Genomic DNA, 26,872 nt, shown 5'->3' on the forward strand with positions numbered 1-26,872 from the left:
CCGCGCTCGCGGGATCGGGCCGCGCGGGGCACAATGCCGCCCATGCGCGAGCCCGTCCTGAACCTGCAGAAGCCCGTCGGCGACGAGGTCAAGCAGACAACCTGCTATATGTGCGCCTGCCGCTGCGGCATCAACGTGCACCTGAGCGGGGGCCGCATCCGCTACATCGAGGGCAACCCGGCCCATCCGGTGAACCGCGGCGTGCTCTGCGCCAAGGGTTCGGCCGGCATCATGCAGCACTACTCGCCGGCGCGGCTGGACAAGCCGCTGCTGCGCGTGGGCGAGCGTGGCGAAGGCAAGTTCCGCGAGATCGAATGGGACCAGGCCCTGGCCCTGGCCGCCGGCTGGCTGTCGGAAACGCGCGCGCGCGACCCGGACCGCCTGGCCTTCTTCACCGGCCGCGACCAGTCGCAGGCGCTCACCGGCTGGTGGGCGCAGCAGTACGGCACCGTCAACTACGCCGCGCATGGCGGCTTCTGCTCGGTGAACATGGCGGCAGGCGGCCTGTACACGCTGGGCGGCAGCTTCTGGGAGTTCGGCGAGCCGGACTGGGAGCATGCGAAATACCTGATGCTCTGGGGCGTGGCCGAAGACCACGACTCCAACCCGATCAAGCTGGGCCTGGGCCACATGAAGGGCCGCGGCGCGAAAGTGGTGGCGGTGAACCCCGTGCGCACCGGCTACGGCGCCATCGCGGACGAGTGGATCGGCATCCGGCCCGGTACCGACGGCCTGTTTGCGTTTGCGCTGATCCATGAACTGCTCAAGGCCGACAAGGTCGACCTGGACTACCTGGTGCGCTACACCAACGCACACTGGCTGGTGGTGCACGACCCGGGCGCCGCCGACGATGGCCTGTTCGCGCGCGATGCCGAGGGCCGCGCGCTGTGCTGGGACCGCACCGCGCAGGCCCTCGCCAGCGCCGAAGGCACCGACCTGTCGCCGGCGATCGTCGGCGAGCACACGCTGGCGGACGGCCGTCGCGCGGTGCCGGTGTTCCAGCTGATGGCGCAGCGTTACCTGGATCCGCAGTACGCGCCGGACGCGGTGGCCGAACGCTGCGGCGTGCCGGCGGCCACCATCCGCCGCATTGCCGGTGAGCTGGCGGCGGCCGCGTTCAATGCACCGGTGGAACTGCCGATCGCGTGGACGGACACGCACGGCCGCGAACACAAGACCATGGTCGGCCGCCCGGTCGCCTTCCACGCCATGCGCGGTATCAGCGCGCACAGCAACGGCTTCCACACCTGCCGCGCGCTGCATTTGCTGCAGCTGCTGCTGGGCGCGGTGGATACGCCGGGCAGCTTCCGCTACCAGCCGCCCTTCCCGCGGCCGATCCCGCCGGCCAACCGGCCGGGCCGCACGCGACTGGCCAACGGCGCACTGGATGCGCCGCCGCTGGGCTTCATCCACGGCCCCGAAGACCTGCTGGTGGATGCGCAGGGCCAGCCGCGGCGACTGGACCACGCCTATTCCTGGCGCTACCCGCTGGCCGTGCACGGCATGCTGCACACCGTGATCCGCAACGCCTGGGCCGGCGATCCGCAGGAAGTGGACGTGCTGTTCCTGTTCATGGCCAACATGAGCTGGAACTCGGCGATGAACACCGGCGAGACCATGCGCTGGCTCACCGACAAGCGCCCCGACGGCGAATACCGCATCCCGAAGATCATCTACTCCGACGCCTATTCAAGCGAGATGGTCGCCTACGCCGACCTGGTGCTGCCCGACACCACGTACCTGGAACGCTTCGACGCGATCTCGCTGCTGGACCGGCCGATCTCGGATGCCGACCGCGCCGCCGATGCGATCCGGCACCCGGTGCTGGACGCCGCCGACCAGGGCCGCAGCCACGGCGCCGGCGCCCTCGGCAGCACCGGCGGAACGCGCGACGTGCGCGGCTTCCAGTCGGTGCTGCTGGACCTGGGCGCGCGCATCGGGCTGCCGGCGCTGCTCAGGGACGACGGCACGCCGCGCTATGCCGACTACGCCGACTACATCGTCAACCACGAACGTGCGCCCGGCGTGGGCCTGCTGGCCGGCTGGCGCGGCGACGGCAGCCAGCATGGCAAGGGCCCGCCCAACCCGCGGCAGCTGGACCGCTATCGCGAGCACGGCGGCTTCTGGCAGGCCGAGGTGCCGGCCTCGGGCCGCTACTTCAAGATGGCCAACCGCGATTACCTGCAGTGGTCGCAGGGCATGGGCTTCATCGCCAAGGCCGAGCCGGTGGTGCTGCAGCTGTATTCGGAGACGCTGCAGAAGTTCCGCCTGGCCGCGCAGGGCCACGGGCCGGTGCAGCCGCCGGAGCGCGAGCGCGCCCGCGTGGCGCAGTATTTCGACCCGCTGCCGATCTGGTACGAACCCTTCGAAGGCGCGCAGCTCGAACCCACGCGCTTCCCGCTAAGCGCCGTGACGCAGCGGCCGCCCTTCATGTACCACGCCTGGGGCTCGCAAAACGCCTGGCTGCGGCAGATCACCGCGCGCAACTACCTCTACCTGCACCCGGACACCGCCGCCCGCCACGGCCTGGCCGACGACGACTGGGTGCACGTGGATTCGCACCACGGCCGCATCACCGTGCAGTGCCGCGCGGTGGCCAACGTGCAGCCCGACACGGTGTGGACCTGGAACGCGATCGGCAAGCGCCGCGGTGCGTGGAAGCTGGCCAAGGATGCGCCCGAGTCGAAGAAGGGCTTCCTGCTCAACCACCTGATTTCCGACGTGCTGCCCGACAGCGACTACGCCAATGCCGACCCGGTGACCGGACAGGCGGCGTGGTTCGACCTGCGCGTGTCGCTGCACCGCGCCGACGCCGGCGAAGACACGCTGCCGCAGTTCGCGCCCGTGGGCGACGGCCCCGAAAACAATGCCCCGCTGCGCTACGGCGCCGGCTTCCGCAAGGCCCGCCCATGACCACGACTCCGCGCCGATGACCACGCTGCCGCCACCGGCGAAAAAGAAGCTGGGCCTGGTGATCGATCTCGACACCTGCGTGGGTTGCCACGCCTGCGCGGTGTCGTGCAAGGAGTGGAACGCGGGCGGCATTGCGGGTCCGCTCACTGACGAGAACGCGTACGGCAAGGACCCCACCGGCGTCTGGTTCAACCGCGTGCACAGCTACGAGCTGGCGGCCACGCCGCAGCAGCCGGCCAGCACCCTGCACTTCCCGCGCAGCTGCCTGCACTGCGAAACGCCGGCCTGCGTCACCGTCTGCCCCACCGGCGCCAGCTACAAGCGCGCCGAGGACGGCATCGTGCTGGTGGACGAGGACAAGTGCATCGGCTGCAAGCTGTGCAGCTGGGCCTGCCCCTACGGCGCGCGCGAGTACAGCGCGGTCGAGGGCGTGATGAAAAAGTGCACCCTGTGCGTGGACCGCATCTACAACGAATCGATCCCCGAAGAATCGCGCCAGCCCGCCTGCGTGCAGGCCTGCCCGACCAAGGCGCGGCACTTCGGCGACCTGGGCGATCCGGACTCGGCGGTGTCGCAGCTGGTGCAGCAGCGCGGCGGCGTGGCCCTGATGCCCGAGCTGGGCTATGCACCGGTGAACCGCTACCTGCCGCAGCGACCTCGCCGCGCCGGCCCCGCCGACGAAGTCACCGCTGCGCCCAGCCCAGCCGCCGAAACCCTGGACAGCACGCAGCTCAACCCGCTGCTGCGCTGGCTCGACCGCGCCCTGAGCCGCTGACATGCATCCGGCCTTCTCCGTCATCTTCTTCACCACGCTGTCGGGCCTGGGCTACGGCATCTGGATCTGGGCCGCCGGCGGCCTGCTGGCGCCGCGCTCCCTGCCCTCGCTGCTGCCGCTGTCGTGGCTGCTGACGCTGGCGGTGCTGCCGGTGGCGATCGGACTGCTCAGCTCCACCCTGCACCTGGGCAAGCCGCTGCGGGCCTGGCGCGCCTTCAGCCAGTGGCGCACCAGCTGGCTGTCGCGCGAGGGGGTGCTGGCGATCGCGAGCTTCCTGCCGTGGCTGGGGCTGATGGCGATGCTGTGGGGCGGGCGCGGGGATTTCGCGGCGTGGTCGCCGTGGCTGGGTGGCGCGCTGGTGCTGCTGTCGCTGGCCACGGTGGCCTGCACGGCGATGATCTATGCCTCGCTCACGCCGATCCCGGCCTGGCACCACCGCGCGGTGCTGCCGGGCTACCTGCTGTTTGCGCTGCTCACCGGCGGCCTGGCGACGGTGGCGGTGCAGTCCGCGTTCGCGCCCCTGCAGGAACTTTCGGCGCTGGTGCTGCTGGTGCTGGCCGTGGTGCTGGCGGTGCTGAAGCGGCGCTACTGGCGCGACATCGATCGCGGCCCGTCACCGGTGACGCGCGCCTCGGCCCTGGGACTTCCGTCCGACCGCACGGCCACCGTGTTCGAGCGGCCGCATACCGAAGCCAACTACCTCACCACCGAGATGGGCTACGTGCTGGCACGCAAGCATTCGCGCCGGCTGCGGCGACTGGCGCTGCTGCTGTTCGCCGGCGTGCCGGCCGCGGCCTGCATCGTCTGCCTGGTGCTGCCGCCGCTGGCCGCGCCGCTGCTGGCGCTGGCGGCCGTGGCGGCGCTGTTGGGGGCGATGGTGGAGCGCTGGCTGTTCTTCGCCGAGGCGCGGCACCTGGTGATGCTGTACTACTGAGCCCGCTCAGGGCAGCAGGGCATCGGCGCCGCGCGCCACCAGCATGTCGGCCACCTGTTCGCCCAGCTTGTCGGGCTCGGACACCGGGCCGCTGGCGTAGCCGCGCACCGTGGTGCCATCGGCGGCGTTGCCGACCAGCCCTTCCAGCGACATGCGGTCCTTGTTGATGCTGGCGAAGGCCGCGATCGGCACGCGGCAGCTGCCGCCGAGCAGGCGGGTCATGGTGCGCTCGGCGCGCACGCAGGCGCGCGTGGGGCCGTGTTCCAGCACCGACATCAGTTCGATCACGGCCGCGTCGCCCTGCTTGCATTCGACCGTCACCGCGCCCTGCGCGGCGGCCGGGATGAAGCGCGGCGCGCCGAGGCGTTCGCGGATGCGTTCGCCCAGGCCCAGGCGCTCCAGGCCGGCGCAGGCCAGCACGATGGCGTCGTAGTCGCCGGCGTCGAGCTTGGCCAGGCGCGTGTTGACGTTGCCGCGCAGGTCCACCAGCACCAGGTCGGGGCGATGCGCGCGCAGCAGGGCCTGGCGGCGCAGCGACGAGGTGCCCACGCGCGCGCCGTAGGGCAACTCCTCGAAGGCTTCGTACTTCACCGACACGAAGGCATCGAAGGGATTGGCGCGCTCGAGCACGGCGGCCAGCTCGAACGGCCCGTCCAGCTCCATCGGCACGTCCTTGAGCGAATGCACGGCGGCATCGGCGCGCCCTTCCAGCATGGCGATCTCGAGTTCCTTCAGGAACAGGCCCTTGCCGCCGATCTCCACCAGCGGCTGGTCGATGGCCTGGTCGCCGCGCGTGGTCATCGGCACCAGCTCGACCTCCAGGCCCGGGTGCGCGGCGCGCAGGCGCTGGGCCACGTCGTTGGTCTGCCAGAGCGCGAGCGCACTCTCGCGCGTGGCCAATCGGATCTTCTGCATCGGTCCTCTCCCCTCAGAGATGCTTGAGCCGCTCGCGCAGCAGCGGCAGGCAGCGGCGGCTGACTTCCAGCGGCGCCTTGCCGTGGCGAAGGATGGCATGCACCTGGCCATCGGTGGAACGCCGCAGCTCGGCGAATTCGTCGCTGGCCACCAGGCAGTTGCGGTGGATGCGCAGGAAGCGGTCGGCGAATTCCAGCTCCAGCGACTTGAGCGATTCCTCGATCAGGTCCTCGCCGCGGCCGTGGTGCACCACGACGTATTTTTCCTCGGCCTGCAGGTAGTGGATGTCGTCCACCGGAATCAGGCGCAGGCTGCCGCGCAGGCGCGCGCTGAGGTGGCTGCGGCGGCGCTCGCGGCTGGCCGGCGGCAGCGCCGGCAGCTGCTGCGCGGCGCGCTGGCGGCGGGCCCGCTCCAGGGCCTCGGCCACGCGCTCGGCGCGCACCGGCTTGACCAGGTAGTCCACCGCGGCGGCTTCGAACGCGGCCAGCGCGTGCTGGTCGAAGGCGGTGCAGAACACCAGCGCCGGCGGCGAGGCCAGGCCGGCGAGGTGGCGCGCGGCCTCCAGGCCGTCCATCACCGGCATCGCCACGTCCAGGAAGACCACGTCCACGCCCAGGGTTTCCGCGCGCTCGACCGCTTCGCGGCCATTGCCGGCCTCACCGGCGATCTCGTGGCCGCCGATCTCGGCCAGCAGGCCGGCCAGGCGCTGGCGGGCCAAGGGTTCGTCGTCGACCAGGAGCAGTTTCATCGGCGAAGTATGCCCCAGGCTGCGCGCTCAGGCCGCCAGGAAACGCTGCTGCAGCCAGTCGCCGACGTCGCGCACTTCCTCGGCGCAGACGCTGTGCGGCATGGCGTAGCTGCGCCAGTCGATCTGCATGCCCAGCGCCAGCAGCGCGTCGCGGCTGCGCTGGCCCAGGCTTTCGGGCACCACCGGGTCCAGCTGGCCGTGCGCCATGAATACCGGCGTGGAAAGCCCGGCGCGCGTGGCCTCGGCGGCGGTGGTCGAGGCCATCGGCAGGTAGGTGGACAGCGCCAGGATGCCGCCCAGCGCCGCCTCGCGCCGCACGCCCGCGGCCAGCGCGATCGCGCCGCCCTGCGAGAAGCCGGCCAGGATAATGCGGTCCGGCGGCACGCCGCGTTCGCCTTCGCGCGCGATCAGGGCCTCGACCTGGGCGATCGACTCGCGCACGCCGGTCTCGTCGGCGCGCTGGTCGAGATCGAAGTTGCGGATGTCGTACCAGGCGCGCATGCGCGCGCCGTTGTTGATGGTCACCGCGCGCACGGGCGCGTGCGGGAACACGAAGCGCAGCTCGGGCCAGCCCACGCGCAGCAGTTCGGGCACGATCGGCGCGAAGTCATGGCCGTCGGCGCCCAGGCCGTGCAGCCACAGGATGGTGAAGCGCGGCTCGGGGCCGGTCTGGTGTTCGACGGATTCGAGCAGGCTCATTCGGCGATCTTCGTGGGGGCGGCTGGTGTTTCGGGGGCCGGGGCGGGTGGCGTTTCGGCGGCGTCGTAGGGCAGCAGCTGCACATCGGCCAGGCGCGTGGCGTTGGACAGCGTGAAGCGGGCCTTCGGACCCAGCCGCAGGCGCGCGGTGCCCACGTCGTCGGGCGCGCCGAGGATCACCACGCCTGCCGTGATGGACACGTCCAGCTGGCCGATACGGCCATCCTCGATGTTGACGCCACCGTAGCAATCCCGGTGGGGGCAGCGGCTGGCCGGGCGCGCGGCACGCACCTGGAGCTCGGCGATGTCACCTTCCCAGTCCACCTGGTCCGTGCTGGCCACGGCCAGCGACTGCATGGGGACCTTCGCGGTGAGCGAGAGATTGCCGCCCTCGACCCGGGCCAGGTCGATCGGCGCGGTGATCTGCAGGTCGTGATAGGGCCTGCCGGTGGCCTTGATGACCAGCACGCGTCCCTCGCGCTGTACGGTGAGCGTGGCGTCCTCGGTCATCGGCAGGCTGACCTGCGGCGCGCCGCGGGAAAACACGACGTTGGCCTGCAGCGTCGAATCCACCCGCAGGGTGTCGACGCCGCTGAAATCCAGCGAGCGGGATTCCGGCGGCGGCTCCTCGAAGCGCGGCAGCGCCATCGCGCCCAGGAACAAGGCCGCAGCGGCGAGGAAACTGGCGGTGGTGAATTTCATCAGGCCAGCTCCCTTTCCCGCAGGGCGAACAGGCAGCCCAGCCACAGCAGCGCCGGCACCCCGAACCACACCAGCGGCACGTACACCGCCTGCCAGCCGCCGATCACGGCGTTGTCGCGCCAGAATCCGAAGAACGTCTCCGGCCGGCCCTGCAGCACCGCCGACACCAGGATGCTCAACAACAGCAGCACGAAGCCCGCGAGTATGGTCTTGATGAAGGGCATGCTGCGGAAGTACAGGCTGCCCAGCACGCCGAAGGCCTGCACCGCGGTGAGGCTGAGCAGCACCGGCGTCCAGTCCAGCGCGCCTTCCAACTCGTTCCAGACATGGAACAGCCGGAACCTGGCCGGCTGCAGGCTGTCGACCGGATAGGTACCGGCGGCCCCCGCCTGCCGCGCCAATTCTTCGGACGCCGCCGTGGCGGCCAGCCAAGACGCGGGGACGTTGCACACGTAATAGGCCAGCGTGTACGCCACCGGATACGCCACCGCCACCACGATCAGCGCCAGCAGCCACTTCTCGAAGGCCGAGGCGGGCCGCATCAGCGCCACCAGCGCCGACTCGGGCCGCGACATGGCCTGGAAATAGCGCGCCGCGAAGATCGGCGCGGTCAGGTACAGGCCGGCGAAATAGATCGCACCCTGCCCGTCGGTGTTGAGCATGCGGAAACCGTCGCCGGACAGCAGCGCCAGCACCAGCACGAAGTGCACGATGATGCCGATGCCCAGGAACCAGGCGTAGGTCTTGCGGTACTCCGCCCACTGCGCGGCGGCCAGGCGGAGGAAGCGGCGCAGGTCAAACATGGCCCGGCTCCCGCTGCGCGGCGCGCAGGGCGGCCAGCACGCCGTCCTTGTTGCGGCTCAGCGCCTTGCACAGCAGCTCCAGGTGCACGGTGCCCGCGGCCTGGCCCGGGTTGGCGGCCACGTAGGCGCGCTGGTCGCCCATGGGCTCGCTGTAGATCGGCTCGGGCATGGCCGCCAGGGCCGCAGCATCCGGGGCCACGCCCATGGTCAGCGCCTGCGACAGCTGGGCCATCGTGGCCGACAGCGCCAGCGCTGCCGTATCGATGAACAGGATGTGGCTCATGATGCGCTCCAGGTCGTGCGCCTGGTGCGTGCTGATCAGCACGGTGCGCTGGCGCTGCTCGGGCCGCGCCACGATGTCCTTGAACTGGTCGCGGCCCAGGATGTCCAGGCCGTTGGTGGGCTCGTCGAGCAGCAGCAGCGGAGTGAAGGTGGCCAGCGCGAAAGCCATCGCGGCCTTCTTCTTCTGGCCCAGGCTCATTTCACCGAAGGCGTGGTCGTCGGCCAGTTCGAACACGCGCAGGTAGTCGGCGAAGGCGGCGGCCGAGAAGCGCGGGTAGAAGCCGGCATGCGTGCGCGCCAGCGCGCGGGCGCTGAGGTTGGGCAGGTGGAATTCTTCCGGCACCAGGTAGACCTGGGCCAGGTAGTCCGGATGCCGGCGCCGGGGTTCGTGGCCCAGCGCGCGGATGCGGCCGCGCTGCGGGAAAAGCAGGCCGGCCAGCATCTTGAGCAGGGTGGACTTGCCGCTGCCGTTGCGGCCGAACACGCCGTACACGCCCGGCTCGGCCAGCTGCAGCGAAAAATCCTGGTAGAGCCGGTTCCTGCGGTAGCCGAAAGAAATGCCGTCGATCTGGATCACGTCTGCCCCGGGCGGTGTGCTCGGGCGATTCTAGCCGGCTTGGCGGATCAGGCGCTGCGCGCAGCCACGGCCGAGGGGCGAGAGGCGCACATCGGTGGCCGCCAGGCGCAGCGGGCTGCGCTCTTCGGGCAGCGCGTGCAGGCGCAGCGCGCAGGCGCGCCAGCGCGGGGCTGCGGCGTGCTTCCTGCCGAACAGGCCCGTGCGGGGCGCGGCGTCGCCGTCGGTGTGCACCGGCAGGCGGGCCAGCAGGTGTTCCCAAGCGTGGCAGTCGCTGTCGGGCAGCAGGTGCAGGCGCCAGCAGGCCTGGCCGCAGGCATCGTAGAAGTGCAGCGATTCGCAGGGGCCGTCGCTGTCGAGGCGGATGGCGGCGTGTACGCGCACGGCGCGGGTCCAGCCCGACAGCAGGTGCGGGTCGGCGGCATCGTGCAGGCACAGCAAGGGGCCCAGCGCCGACAGCGCTTCGGGCGTGCAGGCCGACAGGCCGGGCGCGGCAGGCGCGGTGATCGGGTCGCGCGAAAGGATCGGCACCATGGGATGTTCCCGGGTGGGCCGGCGGGGCTGGCGTCCAGCGATCTGGGGCGGGCGACCGGGGAGAGAGAGGGACTTACTTGACCAGGATCAGCTTGTCGTTGCGCGTGTGGCGCAGGCGGTAGACCTGGCCGGCGTGGCGGATCAGCACCTCGCGGGCGCCCCGCATCAGCTCGCGGCTGTCGAACTGCGCCTGGTCGGCGGGAGTCTGCGTCGCGGGCGCGGGCGCGGCCTGCGGCTGCGGCGGCACGACGGGCTGGGGATCGCGGGGACGGATCATGGCCATGGCAGCCTCCTGGGGTGGACGGCTTTGATGATAATGATTCGCATTTGCATGTCAAGCGGCCGCCCTGCCCTTCCTCTGATCAGTTGCGGGGCCAGGGGCATTGCGACTCGCGCGCGATCAGCTGCGGGGCAGACGGAACTGGACGACGCGCGTGGTCTTGACCGGCGCGGGGCCGGTTTCGAAGCGCCAGCGCGAGGCGGCGACCAGCGCGGCTTCCTCGAACTGGCCGGGCGAGGTGGTCGAGACCACGCGCGGCGCCGCGACGCTGCCGTCGGGCTGGATGGTGAACTCTACGGTGACGTCGCCTTCGAGCTTGCGGCGCTGCGCCATCAGCGGGTAGCGCGGGCTGGGGGCGCTGAGCAGGCGGGGAATGGCGGCGCGTGCGGCGGGGGCGGATGCGGTGGGCGCGGGTGCCGGTGCGGCGGCCGCGGTCTGCGGTGCCGGCGGTGGTGTGGGTGGGGCCGCGGCGGGCGCGGGCCCGGCGGTGGCGGGCGCGGGTGTCGTGATCGCGGGCGACGCCGTCGTGGTGGCCTGCGCAGGTTGAGTGGCCGTGGGCGCGGTCGGTGGAGGTGCGGCGGCTTGCGTGGCCGCTGCGGTCCGCGCGGCCTCGGCATCAGCCAGAGCCTGCGCTTCACGGGCGGCCAGGGCCTGCGCTTCGGCCTCCGCACGCTGCACCGCCGCGGCTTCGGCGGCGACCAGGCTGTCGCGCAGGCGCGTCAACGCGGGTGCCTGCGGGTCGGCCCGCTCGACGATGTCGAGCAGGCGACGCGCTTCGCCCAGGTCGCCGCGGGCCAGGGCCTGTTCGCTGCCGATCAGCGCGTAGGGCAGCAGCTCGAGCAGGGCGATGGCCAGTGCGCCGTCGTCCGGCTTGAGCGACCGCAGCGCGAGGTAGTGCTCGATCGCGTTGTCGCCGGCGGGGGTGTAGATGCGCTGTTCGGCCAGCGCCTTGGCAGCGGCGGCGCGCAGGCCGGCCTCGTCGGTGATGGCCGGCGGCGTCGGCGCAGCGGGGGCCTGCGCCGGGGGCGTAGTGGACGATGCCGCAGGCGTCGGCGCTTCCTGCGAACAGCCGGCGGCGACCGCGAGCATCAGGGCGAGGGCCAAGGCGTGGCGTGGGTGGTGGCGGTGCATGGTGTATCCCCGGTTACAGCCCGACAGCATGGGGGGCGTCGGTTACGGGAATACTGCGGCGGCGCGGGCGGGATGCGACGTGTGTCGCAAAAGCTGTAGGGCGTTGCTAACGGGACAAGTGGGGGCGACGTGGGGCTGAGGGTTTTCCGCATTGTCCCGTAAGAGCGATCAAGAAAATCGGAAGAACAACTCACACGGCTTAGGCTGTTCGCTCGATCCGACAGCAGACCGCTGCGCATGAACTTGGTGGGCCCACCAGCAACCGCATATCCATTGTAGGCTATTGATCTTTCGGAACTATTCTTGCGGAGACTTGCCTTGTTACTCGCATTCTTACTCACTTTCGAGACGATTGCCGGGAACGGGACGGGCTTGATGTTCTCTGCAGCCCCGGGGCTCCCGTACCCGCTCAGGTACCCGCAAATCGTTGGGCAGCGAAGGCTGATTGGTGAGGATACCCGACCACCGATCGAGCACGACACATTTGGGTTGGCCAGCGCTTCGGCCGTTACAAGCCCGGCCTGTGTAAGGGGGGCGCCCAACCCTCACGCCCCGAGCAGGAGGCAGGCGAGCGTCAGTGTTTCGCCCTCAACACTTCTGGACGCTTCATCCGCCTCGTTGTCGCGTTCCGGCAGGCACGCTGGGCCGGGTGGAAATCCCTGGGGCGAGGTATAGGTCCCACCAGCCGTCACATAGATCGGCTGAAAGGCTCTACACGCGGAATCCTTCGCCTTCTGCGGCGCCCGCATGCTCCCAAAGTATTTCCGGTTCGGTCTCGCTTCGGCTCCAACTTAAGTGGGCTTCGATTGCGACGATCATCGGACCCGCCGAATACCCCCGTGAGGTTGAGGTGAGGTCTTTTGGTGCACGTCACGGGGAAGGGGCAATGAGTCAGCTCAGGGAATCTTAGATTCCACGATGTCAGGGCTCTCCGAAAGAGAGCTAAAACGATGACGACAATTAAATGTCGTCGACTCCGTCCAAACTCCCCGAGCTCAACATTTTTGCCAACCGAATTACTCTTGGCATCTGAATGTGCGAATAGCGCTTGTCCTTTAGGCGTATGTCAGCATCAAACAGATAGTGATAGAAAAGCTCGGGCATGCCTACTCCTTGACGCACCAGCCGATCCGCATCGTCTGCCAGCAGACGTGATCGGGTCATCCATTCCTCAAGCGTTCGCTTGTCAGTAGGCTCACTCGCGACCAGCCGAGCCAAGGACTCGCCGATATGCCGTAACTGGTTGCTGACTTCGTCCATAACGCGCGTCTACCAAGGCAGCTTATTAAAATCGAAGAGTATCAGGTGCCCTTGCTTGCTTTCCGGCAAATTTGATGGGCCGTAGTTTATATGCAGAACCGGCCGGGGTCCATATTTTCTGATCTCGTGAAGATCAAGGCGCACTCCATAAACACCACCTTTCCATCGCGCGCCAAAAAGCCTTCCATTGAGATGTTTTCCACCACCGTTGGGGCCGTCGAAGCTGATGTTCTTCCATGTGGCTGCCGCAGCGCCGGTACCAGCTTTTAGACCTTGCTTTCCAGTTCTGTAGATGAGCTGTGCTTCGGCGGCGACCCCGCCTCCAGCTGACCAAAGTAGTGCTTCCCTTAAATTGCTGCCATCACGCCATTGCGGCCCACAATAATCGTCCAAACCGCCGCAGCCATCAGCGGACTCACCGACATCGTATGCGGACGCCTTCTTTGCTTTCGATTCGTTTCGCGCACTCGGTTTTGCCGACCCGCCAAGCTGAAAGTCACCAGATCCGCCTCCCCCCCAATGTGCCGGCATAGGCGGCGGCACATAACAGTTCTCCCCTATTGTGCGTCTACATATCTGACGTCCATCCGGATCAGTGAACGCGTAAGGGTTATTGGCTGCGTAATTGTACCGGTTGAAATTCCATCCACTTTGGATATCCGACATGATCGGATCTATCGATAGGAATCGCCCAATCTGGGGATCGTAGTAGCGCTGCTGCATGTACGTGAGCCCAGTCCCCGCGTCCATCACATGGCCGGTGTAGCCCATGCCATTTACCGCCGTGCCGATCGACCCTCCATAGGGGTCGTACTTGATCCGGTTCGTCACCACGCCAGACGCGTTCGTCTCCGCCACCGGGCTGCCCAGGGCGTCGGTGTGCTGGTACTTCAATCCCGTAATCGCGTTGCTCGGCCAGTCGTGATCAATGATCGCTACCAGGCTGCCGCCCAAGTAAACGTTCTCATGCGTCGTTTGGCCGCCGCCCACCGGCAGCTTAGACGAGAACATTAGCTGACCGTTCTGGGCGTACTGCCACAGTGTGCGGGCACCACTCGCGGTCTGGGTCGTCTGCACCCGGCGGCCGTAGGCGTCGTAGCGGTAGCTCTCCGCGCCCGTGCCGGTCGTGGCCCGCAGGCGGTTGCCATAGTCGAACGTGAAGCCCTGGCTGTCTTTGGACGTGACGTTGCCCTGTACGTCGTAGGCCATCGTGTGAAGGGCAGTGCCGCCCGTGTTGCGGAGGCCGGTCAGGCGTTGGTTGACGTCATAGTCGTAGTTCGCGAAGTCCTTCACGCCCGGGTGTTTCCAAGAGCGCAGGTTGTCAAGAGCGTCGTAAGTAAACCGGTGCGTGTGGTCGGAGCCGCCGAAGCTGGCCGAGGCGGCCATGGTCAGACGATCAAGCTCGTCATAGCCCATCCAGCGGTTACGCGCGCCATCGAGGCTGTCGAGAATGGCCTCGACATTGCCATTGGCGTCGTAGTTGTACTGCTGACTGAGCGCGCCGCCGCTGTCCGTGCTGCTGTAGGGCAGCTGGCGGGCGTTCTGCACCATCGTGTGCACCAGGCCGTTGCCGTAGGTGAACTGCTTGATCGCGCCGTTGGGGTGGTATTGCACGCCGGTAGCGTAGGGGCCGGCTTGGGTGGCCTGGCCCAAGGCGTTGGGGGCGTAGGCGATGATCAGGCCGGTCGGGTAGCTCTGCGAGGCCAAGGTGCCATTGGCGTCATAGCCGTAGCCCAGGCCCCAGGTGTACCAGCCCGGCTGGGCGATGGACTCGCCCGTCAGCAGGCGACGGTTGTTGTAGACGTAGCTGTTGGTCAGCACCGTGGTGCCGCCGTTGTTCCAGGTGTTGACGGTCGCCGGCAGGCCATCGGGCGTGTAGGTCCAGAGCTGGTTGCCATTGCCATCGGGGAACATCAGGTCGGTGAGGCGGCTGCGGGCGTCATAGCTGGAAGAATTCTGTTCGGGCCTTTCCGGGTCGGCGCAAACGAGCTCACAACTGTCTTGCGCGGCTTACGTTGCAGGATTTCGCTCTGGTTACAACATGAACGCTTGGGCCCTCCCGTTTGAGGCCGTATGTTGGCCAGACAAGGCTGACAACGTTCAGTTGGCCAGAGTGTTTCTCAAGTGGGCAGCCGAGAACCCGGCGAAGGGGCATGAAGATGCCGCCTCGGACCTACTAAGCGCTCTATCGGCAGCCTACCCCTGCCCCGACAAATAGACAGCCAGCCGGGCGCTATCCGAAATACCGCGCCCGCTCCCTCAGTAAGCGAGCCAGCGCCCGAAGCGACGCGCGAACCCCGACCTTCCATGTGGTGGGCCCACCAGGACTCGAACCTGGAACCAAGGGATTATGAGTCCCCTGCTCTAACCATTGAGCTATAGGCCCTGCACGGCGGCCATAGCTTATCAGGGCGCCAACCCGGCCCGTCCGCCTCGGCGTGCGTCAGGACACCAGTTCGGCGACGGGCTCTTGTGTCGCGTCCACGCCCAACCCGGTCGCGAATTCCTCCGCAGGCTGCTGCCGCCGCAACTGCATCGCCCGCGCCAGCACCGCCGGCGGCCGGCGCTCCTCCGGCGTCATCAGCAGCCGGTGGCGGCGCAGCCAGCCGCCCACGCGCAACGACGAAGTCAGCTTGGCCACCGGAATGGCCAGCACCATGCCGATGATCACCGGCAGCATCCACGCCGCCAGCGCCGGCGAGGCGGCGTAGGCCATCGCGCCGATCAGGGCGCCGAACACGCTCAGGCCGCCGTAGTCGCGCACCAGGTCGGACCAGGGCACGCTGCCGTCGTCGCGGCGCTGCGGGTTCCAGCCCGAGTCCTGGCCGGCCAGCACTTCGGCCACGGCGCGCGAATGCATGTACATGGTCACCGGCGCGATCAGCGCGGTGAGCAGGGATTCGATCAGCACGCCGGCCGAGGCGCGCAGCACGCCGCCACAGTCGCGGCGGGTGCGGGCGTCGCGCATCGTGGCAGCCAGGCCCAGCAGCTTGGGCACCAGCAGCATTGCCATGGTCAGCAGGAACACCTGCAGCAGCGCGTCGCGGTTGCCCAGCCACGACAGCTGCGTGGCCCAGGCATCCAGGTTGATCTGCGAGGTGCCGAACAGGCCCTGCAGCAGCGGGATCGCCAGGCCGGCGATCATCAGCATGGCCCACAGCGGCGACACCAGGTACTGCACGATGCCCATGGCCAGATGCACGCGGCTGACCCAGTGCAGGCCGCGCGCGCCCAGCACGCCGCCGTGCTGCAGGTTGCCCTGGCACCAGCGGCGGTCGCGGATCAGCATGTCGCCCAGCGACGGCGGGCCTTCTTCGTAGCTGCCGCCCAGCCCCGGCACCATGTGCAGGGCCCAGCCGCCGCGGCGCAGCAGCGCGGCTTCGACGAAGTCGTGGCTCAGCACCGCGCCGGCGAAAGGCGTGGGCCCGGTGAGTTCGGGCAGGCCCGCATGCGCGGCAAAGGCCTCGGTGCGGATGATGGCGTTGTGGCCCCAGTAGTTGCTTTCCGCGCCCTGCCACCAGGCGATGCCGTGCGCCTGCACCGGTCCGTACACGCGCGAGGCGAACTGCTGCATGCGCGCGAACAGGGTGCGGCCGTTGACGATGCTGGGCAGCGTCTGGATCAGCGCGACGTCGGGATGCCGCTCCATCGCACCCGCCAGCCGCACCACGGTGTCGCCGGACATCAGGCTGTCGGCGTCCAGGATCAGCATCTGCGGATAGGCGGCGCCGAAGCGGCGCACCCACTCGGCGATGTTGCCGGCCTTGCGGCCGACGTTGCGCTCGCGGCGGCGGTAGTAGACGTTGGCCACGCCGTCCAGGCGCGCGCACAGCGCGCGGAACTCGCGGGCCTCGTCCTGCGCGATCGCGGGGCGCGTGGTGTCGCTGAGCACATAAAGGTCGAAGGCCGCGGCCTGGCCGGTGTGGTGCAGGGATTCGGCGATGGCCTGTACGCCGGCCAGCAGGCGCGCGGGGTCTTCGTTGTAGGTGGGCACCAGCAGCGCGGTGCGCGTGGCCAGCACCGGCAGCGCCGGCGCATCGATGCCCAGCCGGCGGTCGCCGCGCGACAGCACCAGCACGAAGCCCGCCACCGCGCTGAGGAAGGACACCGCGATCCAGGCAAACAGCACCAGGAACATGAGCAGCGTCAGCAGTTCAAGCAGCACCAGCCCGTCGCGACGCAGGGTGGACAGCACCGGCACCGCCGCGGCCAGGGTCAGCGCGATGCCGCCGCCGAGCACGAACAGCCGGCGCGCCGCCATGTGCCGCGGTGCGCTGGGCAGGGGCACATCGGTTTCACCCGGCTGGTCCAGCGCCTGCACCGGCATGGCCAGCGGCGACTCCGGCGGCAGCCAGTCGGCGCCCGCGGGGAAGGTGGGAGACGGGGAGTGCGGGAGGTTCATGCGGCCCACCGGTAAAGCCAGGTTTCGGAACGGGTTTCGCGGCCGTCGCGCAGCAGCGCGCGCAGCTCGGCGTCGGCGCCGGCTTCGGGCGCGAATTCGAAGCTGATGCGCCAGCCGCCGGTTTCGGGGTTGGCCTGCGCCTGCGGGCGCAGCACCTGGCCGCGGCTGGTTTCCACCAGCGCCTGCAGCTTGTCCGCGCCGTCCAGCGCCGCGCCCTGGAAGTCCACGACGAAGCGGCGCAGGCCCGGCTGCGTGCCGGCGCCGACGCGGGTGTCGGCCACCGTGGCCAGGCGGTCCTGCCAGGCCTTGGGCGGGCCCCAGTGCAGCCGGTATTCGAAGCTGTGCTCGCGGCCCGCCGCCAGCGGCTGCGCCGGCCGCCAGAACGCGACGATGTTGTCCTGGTATTCGTGGCCGGTCGGGATCTCCACCAGCACCACCGCGCCCGGTCCCCAGTCGCCGACCGGCTCGACCCACAGGCTGGGGCGATGTTCGTAGCCGGCTTCGAGGTCGGCGAAATCGGCGAAATCGCGCTTGCGCTGCATCAGGCCGAAACCGCGCGGCGACGTATCCTGGAAGTGGCTCAGGCGCACCCGCGGCGGGTTGCGCAGCGGGCGCCAGGCCTGTTCGCCGCGGCCGGTGTGCAGGGCCAGGCCGTCGGAGTCATGCGCTGCGGGACGGAAGTCGTCCACGTGCTGGCCGTCGCCGTCGGTGAAGTGGAACATGCTGGTCAGCGGCGCGATGCCGGCGCGATCCAGGTCCACGCGCGGGAACAGGTGCATGCGGGTGTCGAAGCGGGTGTCCGCGCCCGGATGGATCTCGAAGCGGAACGCCGCCGCGGCGCTGGGGCCGTCCATCAGCGCGTGCACCACCAGCGCGGTCGCGCCGGCCGCCGGCTGCTCGATCCAGAAGGCGCGGAACACCGGGAATTCCTCCGGGTGCTGTTCGCCCGAGGCCAGGGCCAGCCCGCGCGCGGACAGGCCGTAGCGCTGGTCGCGGCCCACCGCGCGGAAATAGCTGGCGCCCAGGAAGGCGCAGACCTCGTCGAAGCGGCCGGCCACGTTGATGGGCGCATGCAGCCGGAAGCCGGCGAAGCCCAGGTCGCCCGAGGGCACCGGCTGCGGACCGAACTCGAACAGGGCCGGGTCGTAGGCGATCGGCCAGGCCTGGCCGCCCTGCACCACCGACAGATCCACGCGGTCCATGAACAGGTAGCCGCGGTGGAAGAACTGCGCCTGGAAGGGCAGGCCCTGCCCGCGCCACAGGGCCTTGGCCGGGCGGAAGCGGATGTCGCGGTACTGGTCGTAGCCGATGCCGCGCAGCGAGGCCGGCAGCTGGCCTTCGGGCGCGCGGAAGGGCGAGGCCGCCAGCGCCCGGGCCTTGGCCACCACGGCCTGCGCGTCGAACGGCTCCGCCGCCCCGCTCACGCCCGAGGCGGCAAGCAGGGGGAACAGGGACGCAAACTTCAGCAGGTCACGACGGTGCAAGCAGGACGCCTTGGGGGAGACTCGGTGGCGAGAGTCTAGAAAGGCGCGGATGAGCAACGCCTTAGTGCCGTTGCGCTACAGTGGGTGTCCGTTCAGCGCAGGCCCGGGTGCCGCCCTTGCGGCAGGCACCCTTTCACGCGGCCGTGACGCCTTACTCGAGGTCGAGGAAGGAACGCAGCTGTTCCGAACGCGTCGGATGACGCAGCTTGCGCAGCGCCTTGGCTTCGATCTGGCGGATGCGCTCGCGGGTGACGTCGAACTGCTTGCCGACTTCTTCCAGCGTGTGATCGGTGTTCATGTCGATGCCGAAGCGCATGCGCAGCACCTTGGCTTCGCGCGGCGTCAGGCCGGCCAGCACGTCGCGCACGGTTTCCATCAGGCCCAGGTTGGTGGTGGCCTCGATCGGCGACTCGATGCTGGTGTCTTCGATGAAGTCGCCCAGGTGGCTGTCTTCGTCGTCGCCGATCGGAGTCTCCATCGAGATGGGCTCCTTGGCGATCTTGAGCACCTTGCGGATCTTGTCTTCCGGCATCTCCATCTTCTTGGCCAGCTCTTCGGGCGTGGGCTCGCGGCCCATTTCCTGCAGCATCTGGCGCGAGATGCGGTTGAGCTTGTTGATCGTCTCGATCATGTGCACCGGGATGCGGATGGTGCGCGCCTGGTCGGCGATCGAGCGGGTGATGGCCTGGCGGATCCACCAGGTGGCATACGTGGAGAACTTGTAACCGCGGCGGTACTCGAACTTGTCCACGGCCTTCATCAGGCCGATGTTGCCTTCCTGGATCAGGTCGAGGAACTGCAGGCCGCGGTTGGTGTACTTCTTGGCGATGGAGATGACCAGGCGCAGGTTGGCCTCGACCATTTCCTTCTTGGCCTTGCGGGCCTTGGCCTCGCCGTAGGCCATGGCGCGGTTGATTTCCTTGATGTCCGGCAGGCCCAGCCACAGCGACTGCTCGATGCCGACCAGCTTGTGCTGCTCGGCGATGATCAGGTCCTTGAACTCGCGCATGCCCGAGGACCACTTCTGCTTGCGACGGATGACGTCGTCGGCCCAGTCCAGGTTGATTTCGTTGCCCGGCCAGGCGCGCAGGAAGTCCTTGCGCGGCATCTTGGCGTTGCGGGTGCAGATGTCGAGGATGCGGCGCTCGTGTTCCTTGATCGAGTTGACCACTTCGCGCAGCTTGCGCACGAACGCGTCCATCAGCGCCAGCGGCAGCTTCAGGCGCAGGAACTCGGCGGCCATTTCCTCGCGGACCTTGATGGTCTTCTTGTCGGTGGCGCCGTACTTGGCGTGCGACTTCTGGAACTTGGTGTACAGGCCCTTGAGCGCGTCCATCCGGCGGCCGACCTCGGCCGGATCCGGGCCGGTGTCGACGACGGTCTCTTCGCCGTCCTCGCCCTCGACCACGTCGGTTTCTTCGATCTCGGCGTCTTCGTCCAGCGCGGCCTCGGGGATCACTTCGGCCGGCTCCTCGATGTCGAGGAAGCCGACGACGACCTCATTCAGGCGCTTCTTGCCTTCCAGGTGCTGGTCGTAGTCCTCCAGCAGCAGCTGGATAGACCACGGGAAGCTGGCCAGCGAGGAGTGGACCTGGTTGAGGCCTTCCTCGATGCGCTTGGCGATGGCGATCTCGCCTTCGCGGGTGAGCAGTTCGACCGAGCCCATCTCGCGCATGTACATGCGCACGGGGTCGGTGGTGCGGCCGCCTTCGGTGTCCAGCGCGGTCAGCGCGGCGGCGGCTTCCTCGGCGGCGGTCTCGTCGGACTCGCGGCTGCTGGACGTGTCCGACAGCAGCAGGGTCTCGGCGTCGGGCGCAACCTCGTGCACCTCGATGCCCATGCCGTTGATCATGCCGATGATGTCTTCGATCTGTTCCGGATCGACGATGTCGTCGGGCAGGTGGTCGTTGACCTCGGCATAGGTCAGGTAACCCTGCTCCAGGCCCTTGCTGATCAGCTGCTTGATTTCGGACTGGGCCGGACGATCGGTTGCCATGAAGACGCATCCCGCAACAGGGAAAATGGAACCGCGCAGTATACAGGAGCGCCCTACCCGTGGATATCTATTTGATTAACCGGGGGAAAACGACGCCGCTCGGGGCGCGCTCATGACTGCAGGCGGAAGGTGACCGGGCCGTCGTTGGCCAGGCTCACCACCATGTGGGCGCCGAACCGGCCCGTTTCAACCCGGGGATGGGCCTGCCGGCACAGGGCCACCAGGCGCTCGAAGCCCTGCAGGGCGGCCTCGGGCGCGGCCGCGGTGGTGAAGCTGGGGCGCATGCCCCGCCCGGTGTCGGCCGCCAGGGTGAACTGGCTGACCAGCAGCAGGCCGCCGCCGGTGTCGGCCAGGGACCGGTTCATGCGGCCCTCGGCATCGGCGAACACGCGATAGCCCAGCAGCCGCTGCGCCATGCGCGCGATCCGCGGCTCGTCGTCGCCCGGCTCCACCGCCACCAGGGCCAGCAGGCCGGGGCCGATCCGGCCGACGCAGTCGTCGCCGACGGTGACCTGGGCCTGGGTGACGCGCTGGATGAGGGCGATCATGCGTGAAGTGTATGCGGACGGACGCCGCATGCCTTCCCTTACACTCGCGGCATGAGCCTTGCCCGCCCCCTCGGCCGCCTGATGTTCGCCGCCGCCTGGTGCCTGGGCCGCCTGCCGCTGGCCTGGCAGCTGCGCCTGGGCGACGCCCTCGGACGCCTGGCCTACCGCCGCAACACGCGCGAGGCCAAGGTGGCCCGCCGCAATTTCGAGCTCGTGATGCCGGGCCAGGACGGCGCCGCCCGCGAGCAGGCCGTGCGCGAGGTGCTGCGCCAGACCGGCCGCAACGCGGTCGAGACCCTGCGCATCTGGACCCGCCCGCGCGCCGACAACCTGGCCCTGGTGCACGCGGTGCACGGCCGGCACTTGCTGGACGCGGCGATCGCGGCCGGGCGCGGCGTGATTATCGCGGCACCCCACTACGGCAACCTGGAGCTGGTGGTCGAGGTGATGGCGGCGCGGGCGCCATTCGCGCTGGTGTACCGCGTGCCCGACAGCCGCGCCGGCGACGTGTTCCTGCGGCTGGCGCGCGGCGGCGACAACATCACCCTGGTGCCGGCCGAGGCCAACGCGATGCGGCCGCTGTGGAAGGCGCTGCGCGAGGGCGGCATCGTCGGCATCACGCCCGACCAGCAGCCCAAGCTGGGCAGCGGCGAGTTCGCGCCCTTCTTCGGCAAACCCGCGCTGACGCTGAGCCTGATCCCGCGGCTGGCCGAACGCAGTGGCGCCACGGTGATGTTCGCCTACGCCGAGCGGCGCGAGGGCGGCGGCTTCGACCTGCACTACGCCCCAGCCCCGCCCGAGATCGCCTCGCCCGACCTGGCCGTGGCCACCGCGGCGATGAACGCGGCGGTGCAGGAGATTGCGTCACGTGACCTGCGGCAGTACCAGTGGACCTACAAACGGTACACGCTGCGTCCGCCGGGCTCCGGCGAAACCAATCCCTACCATCCCGACTGCCGGTGAGCCTGCGCCCATGACCGAACCCGACCTGTCCACCCCGCTGCCGGCGCCCGAGCCTCCGGTGACCCTGCCCGCGGAATGGCAGCCGCTGCCCGACGCGGCGCGCACGGTATCCGGCATCGTCGGCGCGATCAGCGCGGTGGTGATGGGCGGCGGCGCTGCCTTCCTGCTGCCGCTGGTGGTGGATGGCTGGCCCGCGCGCATCGGCCTGGCCCTGCTGTGGCTGGCGGTGCTGGCACTGATCGGCACCGCCTGGGGTCGCGCGCGCTGGCGCCGCACCCGCTGGCGCCTGGACGAGCGCGGACTGCAGGTGCGCCGCGGCCTGGTCTGGCAGAGCGAAACCCTGGTGCCGCGCACCCGCGTGCAGCACCTGGACCTGGAGCGCGGCCCGATCGAGCGCCGCTTCGGGCTGGCGACCCTGGTGGCCCACACTGCCGGTACGCGCATGCACGCGCTGCGGCAGTCGGGCTTCGTGGACGCCGACGCCGTCGCCCTGCGCGACGCCCTGCTGCCCGAGGCCGCGCGCCATGACGACCCCCTCTGAGTCCATCGTCGAGGGCGGCGACGAGCGGCGGCTGCACCCGCTGTCGTGGCTGTTCGTGCTGATCCTGCAGATCAAGAGCTTCGCGCTGCCACTGCTGGTGCTGCTGTTCACCGGCCGCGGCAACAGCTGGGAGCTGTGGGGCCTGGTGGGCGCCGGCGTGCTGGTGCTGCTGTCGCTGGCCCAGTACTTCACCTACCGCTTCCGCATCGAGGGCGACGGCATCGTCATCCGCAGCGGCGTGTTCCAGAAGAGCCTGCGCAACATCCCCTTCCAGCGCATCCACAACGTGGCCCTGCACCAGTCGCTGCTGCACCGGGTGTTCAAGGTGGCCGAGGTTCGGCTGGAATCCGCGGGCGGCATGCGGCCCGAGGCCGAGATGCGCGTGCTGTCGCTGGCCGATGCGCAGGCGCTGGAGGAACTGGTGCGCAGCCACGGCAAGGCCGCGCCGGTGGGCGACCAGCCGGCGGTGGAATCGCCGACCAATGAATTGCTGTCCCTGCCCACCAGCGAAGTGGTGCGGCTGGGCCTGATCTCCAACCGCGGCATGCTGCTGGTGGCGGCGGGCTTCGGCGTGCTGGCCCAGACCGGCTCGGACCTGCTGGGCGACGCCATCGAAGGCACCGGCAAGTGGCTGCTGGGCTGGGGCAAGGAGCTGCACATGGGCGTGGTCGGCAGCATCGTCGGCCTGCTGGCCGTGCTGGTGGTGGTACTGGTGGCGATGCGCGTGCTGTCGGTGATCTGGGCACTGCTGCAGTACCACGGCTTCACGCTGACCGAGAACGGGCCCCGGCTGAGCGCGCAGCGCGGCCTGCTGACCCGCGTGCGCGCCAGCATGCCGCGCTCGCGCATCCAGGCCTGGAGCCTGCGCGAAAGCCTCACCCACCGCTGGTTCGGGCGCCGCAGCCTGCGCGTGGACACCGCGTCCATCGAAGCGGTGAACGACCAGCGTTCGGTGCGCGACCTGGGTCCGGTGGGCACGCCCGAAGCGCTGGACGCACTGATACGGCACCTGCTGCCGCGCGCGCACTGGCCGATGCAGGCCTGGCACGGGCTGCACCGGCTGGCGTGGCGGCGCATGTTCATGCTGCCGGCGCTGGTGGCGGGGGTGGTGACCGCGGCGCTGACCTGGTTCCAGGGCCCGTGGGGCCTGGCCGCTCTGGCGCTGGTGCCGCTATTCTACCTGCGCGCGCGAATCTGGGCGCGGCATGCCGGCTACAGCGAGGAAGGCGGCCTGATCGCGGTGCGCGAAGGCTGGCTGGACAAACACTGGCGCTTTGCCGAGACGCGCAAGCTGCAGTCGCTGACGCTGTCGCAGTCGCCCTTCGACCGCCGCTACGGCATGGCCACGCTGTTGATGGACAGCGCCGGCGCCAGCCCCTTCGATCCGCCGCTGCGCATCCGCTTCCTGCCCGAGGCCGAGGCCCGCGCCCTGCACGACCGCCTGGCGGCGGCCATGGACGCCGCGCCTATTCCCGCCAGAACTGCGGCGTAAGCAGCACCAGCAGCGAGAACACTTCCAGGCGGCCCAGGATCATGCCCAGGGTGCCGAGCCAGGTCGCCACGTCGTTCACCGAGGCGAAGCTGTAGGCCACCACGCCCAGGCCCGGGCCGGAGTTGGACAGGGTGGCCATCACCGCACCGTAGGAACTCTCAAGGTCCAGTCCGGTCGCGCTCATGCCGATCACCAGCACCACGAAGCACAGCATCCAGATGGCGATGAAGCCGCTGACCGACAGCACCACGCTTTCGGACACGCGCCGGCCGCCCATCTTCACCAGGAACTGCGCCTTGGGATGCACCAGCTGCTTGATCTCGCGGTAGCCCTGCCGCACCACCATCACCACGCGCGCCACCTTGAGTCCGCCGACGGTGGAGCCGGCGCAGCCGCCGATGATGGCGATGGTGACCACCAGGAACGGCGCCGGCCCGGTCCACTGGTCGAACCCGGACACCACGAAGCCGGTGGTGGTGATGTTGGACACGACCTGGAAGGTGGCGTTGCGCAGCGCGTCGCCCATGCCCGCGTAGTCGCCGCCCAGCCACAGGGTGGCCGCGACGATCAGGCTGGCGCCGGCGACGATGCGCAGGAAGGCGCGCAGCTCGGAATCCGAGCCGTAGACCTGCATCGAGGCCCGTCGCCAGGCGATGTAGTGCAGGCCGAAGTTGATGCCGCCCAGCATCATGAAGACGATCGCGATCCACTCCAGCACCGGGCTGTTCCAGCGGCCGAAGCCCGCGTCGTAGGTCGAGAAGCCGCCGGTGCTGACCGTGGACATCGCGTGGCCGATCGCGTCGAACAGGCTCATGCCGCCGACCCAGAACGAGGCCGCGCACATCAGCGTCAGTCCGAAGTAGACCGCCCATAGCGCTTTCGCCGTCTCGGCGATGCGCGGCGTGAGCTTGGTGTCCTTGGTCGGCCCGGTGCTTTCCGCGCGGAACAGCTGGGTGCCGCCGATCTTGAGCATCGGCAGGATCGCCACCGCCAGGATCACGATGCCCATGCCGCCCAGGAACTGCAGCAGCTGGCGGTAGAACAGCACGCTGCGCGGCAGGTCATCCAGCCCGTTGATGACGGTGGCGCCGGTGGTGGTCAGCCCCGAGGTGGCCTCGAAGATCGCGTCGGTGTAGCTCAGGTAGGGCGGGCCGTGCACGAAGGGCAGCGCCGACACCAGGCTGGCGAACACCCAGGTCATGGTGACGATCAGGAAGCCGTCCCGCAGGCGCATCTCGTAGTTCACGTGCCGCACCGGCACCCACAGCGCCACGCCGATCAGGAAGCTGACCAGGAAGCTGCCGGTGAACACGTGCACCGTGCCCTCCTCGCCCCAGGCCATGGCCAGCAGCGCCGGCGGCAGCTTGGTCAGCGACGAGAGCACGATGATGACGCCCAGGATGCGCTGGATGGCGCGGAAGCGAAGGCTCACAGCCAGGTGGCCCCGGTCTGGAACAGCGCGCTCACCTTGGCCATCTCGCGCTTGTCCATCACGAACAGGATGACGTGGTCGCCGGGCTCGATCACCACGTCGTGGTGGGCGATCAGCAGCTTGTCGCCGCGCACGATGCCGCCGATGGTGGTGGCCGGCGGCAGCTCCAGTTCGTCCAGAGCGCGGCCCACCACCTGCGACGTGCGGCGGTCGCCGCGCACCACGGCCTCGATGGCTTCGGCGGCGCCGCGGCGCAGCGAGTACACGCGCGCCGGCGCGCCTTCGCGGATATGCGCCAGCAGCGCGCCCAGAGTCACCAGCTGCGGGCTGACCGCGATGTCGATGGTGCCGCCCTCCACCAGCTCGGCATACGAGGGCCGGTTGATCAGCGCGACCACGCGCGGGCAGCCCATGCGCTTGGCCAGCATCGCCGAGAGGATGTTGGCCTCGTCGTCGTTGGTCATCGCGCAGTAGACGTCGGTCTGGTCGATGTTCTCCTCGCGCAGCAGGTCCTCGTCGGCGCAGTCGCCGACCAGCACGATCGAGTTCAGCAGGTCCTCGGCGATGCCGCGGGCGCGCTCGCGCGAGCGCTCGAGCACCTTCACCGAATAGCGGCTTTCCAGGCTGCGGGCCAGGTTGCGGCCGATATTGCCGCCGCCGGCGATCAGCAGGCGGCGCACGGGGCGAGGGTCGAGCCGGCGCAGCTCGCCCATCACGGTCAGGATGTTCTTTCGGTCGGCGAGGAAAAACACCTCGTCGTCCACTTCGATCACGGTGTTGCCCTCGGGCTTGACCGGCTTGCCCTTGCGGAAGATCGCGGCCACACGGGCGTCCACGCCGGCGGGGAGGTGGTCGCGCAGGTCGCGGATCTCGTGGCCGACCAGGGCGCCGCCCGGCACCGCGCGCACCGCCACCAGCTGGGCGCGGCCGTCGGCGAAGTCGAGCACCTGCAGTGCGCCGGGGTATTCGATCAGCCGCTCGACGTGGCGGCAGACCAGCTGTTCCGGGCTGATCGCGGCGCTGACCGCGGAGTGCGCGGGGTCGGCCAGCGAGGCCACTTCCAGGTACTGCGCCTCGCGCAGCCGGGCCACGCGCGTGGGCGTGCGGAACTGGTGCTGGGCGACCTGGCAGGCGATCAGGTTCACTTCGTCGCTGGAGGTCACGGCCACCAGCAGCTCGGCCTCTTCCGCGCCGGCCTGGGCCAGCACGCTGGGCAGGGAGGCGTGGCCGACCACGGTGCGGATGTCGAGCTTCTCGGCCAGTTCGCGCAGGCGGTTGTGGTCGGTGTCCACGACGGTGATGTCGTTGTTCTCCGACGCCAGCGCCGACGCCACCGAGGTGCCGACCTGCCCCGCGCCGAGGATGAGGATCTTCATGTGACCAGATGCCCTTGCGCGCGCAGCCTGCGCGACGCCGCTAGTCTAGCGGGAAGCCCGACGGTGCGGCGGCCGGGCTTGCCGGCCGG

The 26,872-nt window shown here is 69.4% G+C and carries 23 protein-coding genes and 1 tRNA gene; 7 read left to right on the forward strand and 17 right to left on the reverse strand.

All coding sequences use genetic code 11. The annotated features are described in order from the left end of the window. The first annotated feature begins 42 nt into the window (after window positions 1-42). Genes ACOQFR_RS06780 through ACOQFR_RS06790 form a run of 3 tightly spaced genes read left to right on the forward strand, consistent with a single transcriptional unit; the run spans window position 43 to window position 4,622 of the window. Window positions 43-2,913 (forward strand): molybdopterin oxidoreductase family protein, encoded by a 2,871-nt coding sequence (locus ACOQFR_RS06780; protein ID WP_421379955.1) that lies wholly within the window; start codon window positions 43-45, stop codon window positions 2,911-2,913. A 16-nt stretch (window positions 2,914-2,929) separates the two neighbouring features. After that, on the forward strand, window positions 2,930-3,688 hold the full coding sequence (locus ACOQFR_RS06785) for a 4Fe-4S dicluster domain-containing protein (protein ID WP_421379957.1): 759 nt from the start codon (window positions 2,930-2,932) through the stop codon (window positions 3,686-3,688). A 1-nt stretch (window position 3,689) separates the two neighbouring features. Further along, the gene (locus ACOQFR_RS06790) at window positions 3,690-4,622 is read left to right on the forward strand and encodes a dimethyl sulfoxide reductase anchor subunit family protein (RefSeq protein WP_421379959.1); all 933 of its coding nucleotides are present in this window, start codon (window positions 3,690-3,692) and stop codon (window positions 4,620-4,622) included. 6 nt (window positions 4,623-4,628) lie between these two features. Here the strand turns inward: ACOQFR_RS06790 and hemC are convergent, their stop codons facing one another. The 10 genes from hemC to ACOQFR_RS06840 form a co-directional block, all read right to left on the reverse strand. Next, complete coding sequence (hemC, locus tag ACOQFR_RS06795) at window positions 4,629-5,537, reverse strand: hydroxymethylbilane synthase (protein WP_421379961.1); 909 nt, start codon at window positions 5,535-5,537, stop codon at window positions 4,629-4,631. A gap of 13 nt (window positions 5,538-5,550) precedes the next feature. Next, complete coding sequence (locus ACOQFR_RS06800) at window positions 5,551-6,285, reverse strand: LytR/AlgR family response regulator transcription factor (protein ID WP_421379963.1); 735 nt, start codon at window positions 6,283-6,285, stop codon at window positions 5,551-5,553. Between the two features lie 27 nt (window positions 6,286-6,312). Further along, window positions 6,313-6,984, reverse strand: a complete 672-nt coding sequence (locus tag ACOQFR_RS06805; protein WP_421379965.1) for an alpha/beta hydrolase — start codon at window positions 6,982-6,984, stop codon at window positions 6,313-6,315. Next, window positions 6,981-7,685, reverse strand: coding sequence for a hypothetical protein (locus tag ACOQFR_RS06810; protein WP_421379967.1), 705 nt, complete (start codon window positions 7,683-7,685; stop codon window positions 6,981-6,983). The genes ACOQFR_RS06805 and ACOQFR_RS06810 overlap by 4 nt, the downstream gene beginning before the upstream one ends. Further along, window positions 7,685-8,488 carry a hypothetical protein gene (locus ACOQFR_RS06815; protein WP_421379969.1) on the reverse strand — a complete coding sequence of 268 codons (804 nt, stop codon included), beginning with the start codon at window positions 8,486-8,488 and terminating at the stop codon, window positions 7,685-7,687. Before ACOQFR_RS06815 ends, ACOQFR_RS06810 begins: the two co-directional genes overlap by 1 nt. Continuing rightward, complete coding sequence (locus tag ACOQFR_RS06820; protein WP_421379971.1) at window positions 8,481-9,347, reverse strand: ATP-binding cassette domain-containing protein; 867 nt, start codon at window positions 9,345-9,347, stop codon at window positions 8,481-8,483. The genes ACOQFR_RS06815 and ACOQFR_RS06820 overlap by 8 nt, the downstream gene beginning before the upstream one ends. Before the next feature lie 30 nt (window positions 9,348-9,377). Continuing rightward, the gene (locus ACOQFR_RS06825; protein WP_421379973.1) at window positions 9,378-9,878 is read right to left on the reverse strand and encodes a Hemin transport protein; all 501 of its coding nucleotides are present in this window, start codon (window positions 9,876-9,878) and stop codon (window positions 9,378-9,380) included. Window positions 9,879-9,951: 73 nt separating this feature from the next. Further along, entirely contained in the window at window positions 9,952-10,161 is a 210-nt protein-coding gene (gene hemP, locus ACOQFR_RS06830) for a hemin uptake protein HemP (protein WP_421379975.1), read from the reverse strand. 117 nt (window positions 10,162-10,278) lie between these two features. Then, window positions 10,279-11,289, reverse strand: coding sequence for an energy transducer TonB (locus ACOQFR_RS06835; protein WP_421379977.1), 1,011 nt, complete (start codon window positions 11,287-11,289; stop codon window positions 10,279-10,281). Between the two features lie 1,269 nt (window positions 11,290-12,558). Beyond that, window positions 12,559-14,463: an RHS repeat domain-containing protein gene (locus tag ACOQFR_RS06840; RefSeq protein ID WP_421379979.1), complete on the reverse strand. Its 1,905-nt coding sequence runs from the start codon at window positions 14,461-14,463 to the stop codon at window positions 12,559-12,561. A gap of 31 nt (window positions 14,464-14,494) precedes the next feature. Here ACOQFR_RS06840 and ACOQFR_RS06845 point away from each other — a divergent pair, with 31 nt between their 5' ends. Continuing rightward, window positions 14,495-14,767 (forward strand): Rap1a/Tai family immunity protein, encoded by a 273-nt coding sequence (locus ACOQFR_RS06845; protein ID WP_421380643.1) that lies wholly within the window; start codon window positions 14,495-14,497, stop codon window positions 14,765-14,767. 92 nt (window positions 14,768-14,859) lie between these two features. Here the strand turns inward: ACOQFR_RS06845 and ACOQFR_RS06850 are convergent. The 5 genes from ACOQFR_RS06850 to dtd all read right to left on the reverse strand — a co-directional run bounded on the left by ACOQFR_RS06850 (window position 14,860) and on the right by dtd (window position 20,979). After that, window positions 14,860-14,935: transfer RNA gene (locus tag ACOQFR_RS06850), tRNA-Ile, on the reverse strand. 57 nt (window positions 14,936-14,992) lie between these two features. Next, a complete protein-coding gene (gene mdoH, locus ACOQFR_RS06855; protein WP_421379981.1) occupies window positions 14,993-16,951 on the reverse strand; it encodes a glucans biosynthesis glucosyltransferase MdoH in 1,959 nt (652 codons plus the stop codon). Beyond that, on the reverse strand, window positions 16,948-18,435 hold the full coding sequence (locus tag ACOQFR_RS06860; protein WP_421379983.1) for a glucan biosynthesis protein: 1,488 nt from the start codon (window positions 18,433-18,435) through the stop codon (window positions 16,948-16,950). The genes mdoH and ACOQFR_RS06860 overlap by 4 nt, the downstream gene beginning before the upstream one ends. A 151-nt stretch (window positions 18,436-18,586) precedes the next feature. Then, on the reverse strand, window positions 18,587-20,431 hold the full coding sequence (gene rpoD, locus ACOQFR_RS06865) for an RNA polymerase sigma factor RpoD (RefSeq protein ID WP_421379985.1): 1,845 nt from the start codon (window positions 20,429-20,431) through the stop codon (window positions 18,587-18,589). Between the two features lie 110 nt (window positions 20,432-20,541). Continuing rightward, window positions 20,542-20,979, reverse strand: coding sequence for a D-aminoacyl-tRNA deacylase (dtd, locus tag ACOQFR_RS06870; RefSeq protein WP_421379987.1), 438 nt, complete (start codon window positions 20,977-20,979; stop codon window positions 20,542-20,544). Window positions 20,980-21,030: 51 nt separating this feature from the next. On the opposite strand from dtd, the gene ACOQFR_RS06875 reads away from it, so the two are divergent. The 3 genes from ACOQFR_RS06875 to ACOQFR_RS06885 are packed head-to-tail and all read left to right on the forward strand — an operon-like array spanning window position 21,031 to window position 23,975. Beyond that, window positions 21,031-21,942, forward strand: coding sequence for a lipid A biosynthesis lauroyl acyltransferase (locus ACOQFR_RS06875; protein ID WP_421379988.1), 912 nt, complete (start codon window positions 21,031-21,033; stop codon window positions 21,940-21,942). A gap of 10 nt (window positions 21,943-21,952) precedes the next feature. Then, window positions 21,953-22,483 carry a PH domain-containing protein gene (locus ACOQFR_RS06880; RefSeq protein WP_421379990.1) on the forward strand — a complete coding sequence of 177 codons (531 nt, stop codon included), beginning with the start codon at window positions 21,953-21,955 and terminating at the stop codon, window positions 22,481-22,483. Beyond that, the gene (locus ACOQFR_RS06885) at window positions 22,467-23,975 is read left to right on the forward strand and encodes a PH domain-containing protein (RefSeq protein WP_421379992.1); all 1,509 of its coding nucleotides are present in this window, start codon (window positions 22,467-22,469) and stop codon (window positions 23,973-23,975) included. Before ACOQFR_RS06880 ends, ACOQFR_RS06885 begins: the two co-directional genes overlap by 17 nt. Here the strand turns inward: ACOQFR_RS06885 and ACOQFR_RS06890 are convergent. Together ACOQFR_RS06890 and trkA are read right to left on the reverse strand one after the other, a co-directional pair. Continuing rightward, complete coding sequence (locus tag ACOQFR_RS06890; protein WP_421379995.1) at window positions 23,950-25,407, reverse strand: potassium transporter TrkG; 1,458 nt, start codon at window positions 25,405-25,407, stop codon at window positions 23,950-23,952. The genes ACOQFR_RS06885 and ACOQFR_RS06890 overlap by 26 nt on opposite strands. Next, window positions 25,404-26,783: a Trk system potassium transporter TrkA gene (trkA, locus tag ACOQFR_RS06895; RefSeq protein ID WP_421379997.1), complete on the reverse strand. Its 1,380-nt coding sequence runs from the start codon at window positions 26,781-26,783 to the stop codon at window positions 25,404-25,406. The genes ACOQFR_RS06890 and trkA overlap by 4 nt, the downstream gene beginning before the upstream one ends. Window positions 26,784-26,872: the final 89 nt, after the last annotated feature.

It is taken from the genome of Arenimonas sp. MALMAid1274, from assembly GCF_049195245.1.
GTDB lineage: Bacteria > Pseudomonadota > Gammaproteobacteria > Xanthomonadales > Xanthomonadaceae > Arenimonas.

Bases quoted from the DNA above. Each gene is read 5' to 3' on its own strand.
- ACOQFR_RS06780 (WP_421379955.1), top strand. From the start codon at position 43: ATGCGCGAGCCCGTCCTGAACCTGCAGAAGCCCGTCGGCGACGAGGTC.
- ACOQFR_RS06785 (WP_421379957.1), top strand. From the start codon at position 2,930: ATGACCACGCTGCCGCCACCGGCGAAAAAGAAGCTGGGCCTGGTGATC.
- ACOQFR_RS06790 (WP_421379959.1), top strand. From the start codon at position 3,690: ATGCATCCGGCCTTCTCCGTCATCTTCTTCACCACGCTGTCGGGCCTG.
- hemC (WP_421379961.1), bottom strand. From the start codon at position 5,537: ATGCAGAAGATCCGATTGGCCACGCGCGAGAGTGCGCTCGCGCTCTGG.
- ACOQFR_RS06800 (WP_421379963.1), bottom strand. From the start codon at position 6,285: ATGAAACTGCTCCTGGTCGACGACGAACCCTTGGCCCGCCAGCGCCTG.
- ACOQFR_RS06805 (WP_421379965.1), bottom strand. From the start codon at position 6,984: ATGAGCCTGCTCGAATCCGTCGAACACCAGACCGGCCCCGAGCCGCGC.
- ACOQFR_RS06810 (WP_421379967.1), bottom strand. From the start codon at position 7,685: ATGAAATTCACCACCGCCAGTTTCCTCGCCGCTGCGGCCTTGTTCCTG.
- ACOQFR_RS06815 (WP_421379969.1), bottom strand. From the start codon at position 8,488: ATGTTTGACCTGCGCCGCTTCCTCCGCCTGGCCGCCGCGCAGTGGGCG.
- ACOQFR_RS06825 (WP_421379973.1), bottom strand. From the start codon at position 9,878: ATGGTGCCGATCCTTTCGCGCGACCCGATCACCGCGCCTGCCGCGCCC.
- hemP (WP_421379975.1), bottom strand. From the start codon at position 10,161: ATGGCCATGATCCGTCCCCGCGATCCCCAGCCCGTCGTGCCGCCGCAG.
- ACOQFR_RS06835 (WP_421379977.1), bottom strand. From the start codon at position 11,289: ATGCACCGCCACCACCCACGCCACGCCTTGGCCCTCGCCCTGATGCTC.
- ACOQFR_RS06840 (WP_421379979.1), bottom strand. From the start codon at position 14,463: ATGTTCCCCGATGGCAATGGCAACCAGCTCTGGACCTACACGCCCGAT.
- mdoH (WP_421379981.1), bottom strand. From the start codon at position 16,951: ATGAACCTCCCGCACTCCCCGTCTCCCACCTTCCCCGCGGGCGCCGAC.
- rpoD (WP_421379985.1), bottom strand. From the start codon at position 20,431: ATGGCAACCGATCGTCCGGCCCAGTCCGAAATCAAGCAGCTGATCAGC.
- dtd (WP_421379987.1), bottom strand. From the start codon at position 20,979: ATGATCGCCCTCATCCAGCGCGTCACCCAGGCCCAGGTCACCGTCGGC.
- ACOQFR_RS06875 (WP_421379988.1), top strand. From the start codon at position 21,031: ATGAGCCTTGCCCGCCCCCTCGGCCGCCTGATGTTCGCCGCCGCCTGG.
- ACOQFR_RS06880 (WP_421379990.1), top strand. From the start codon at position 21,953: ATGACCGAACCCGACCTGTCCACCCCGCTGCCGGCGCCCGAGCCTCCG.
- ACOQFR_RS06885 (WP_421379992.1), top strand. From the start codon at position 22,467: ATGACGACCCCCTCTGAGTCCATCGTCGAGGGCGGCGACGAGCGGCGG.
- trkA (WP_421379997.1), bottom strand. From the start codon at position 26,783: ATGAAGATCCTCATCCTCGGCGCGGGGCAGGTCGGCACCTCGGTGGCG.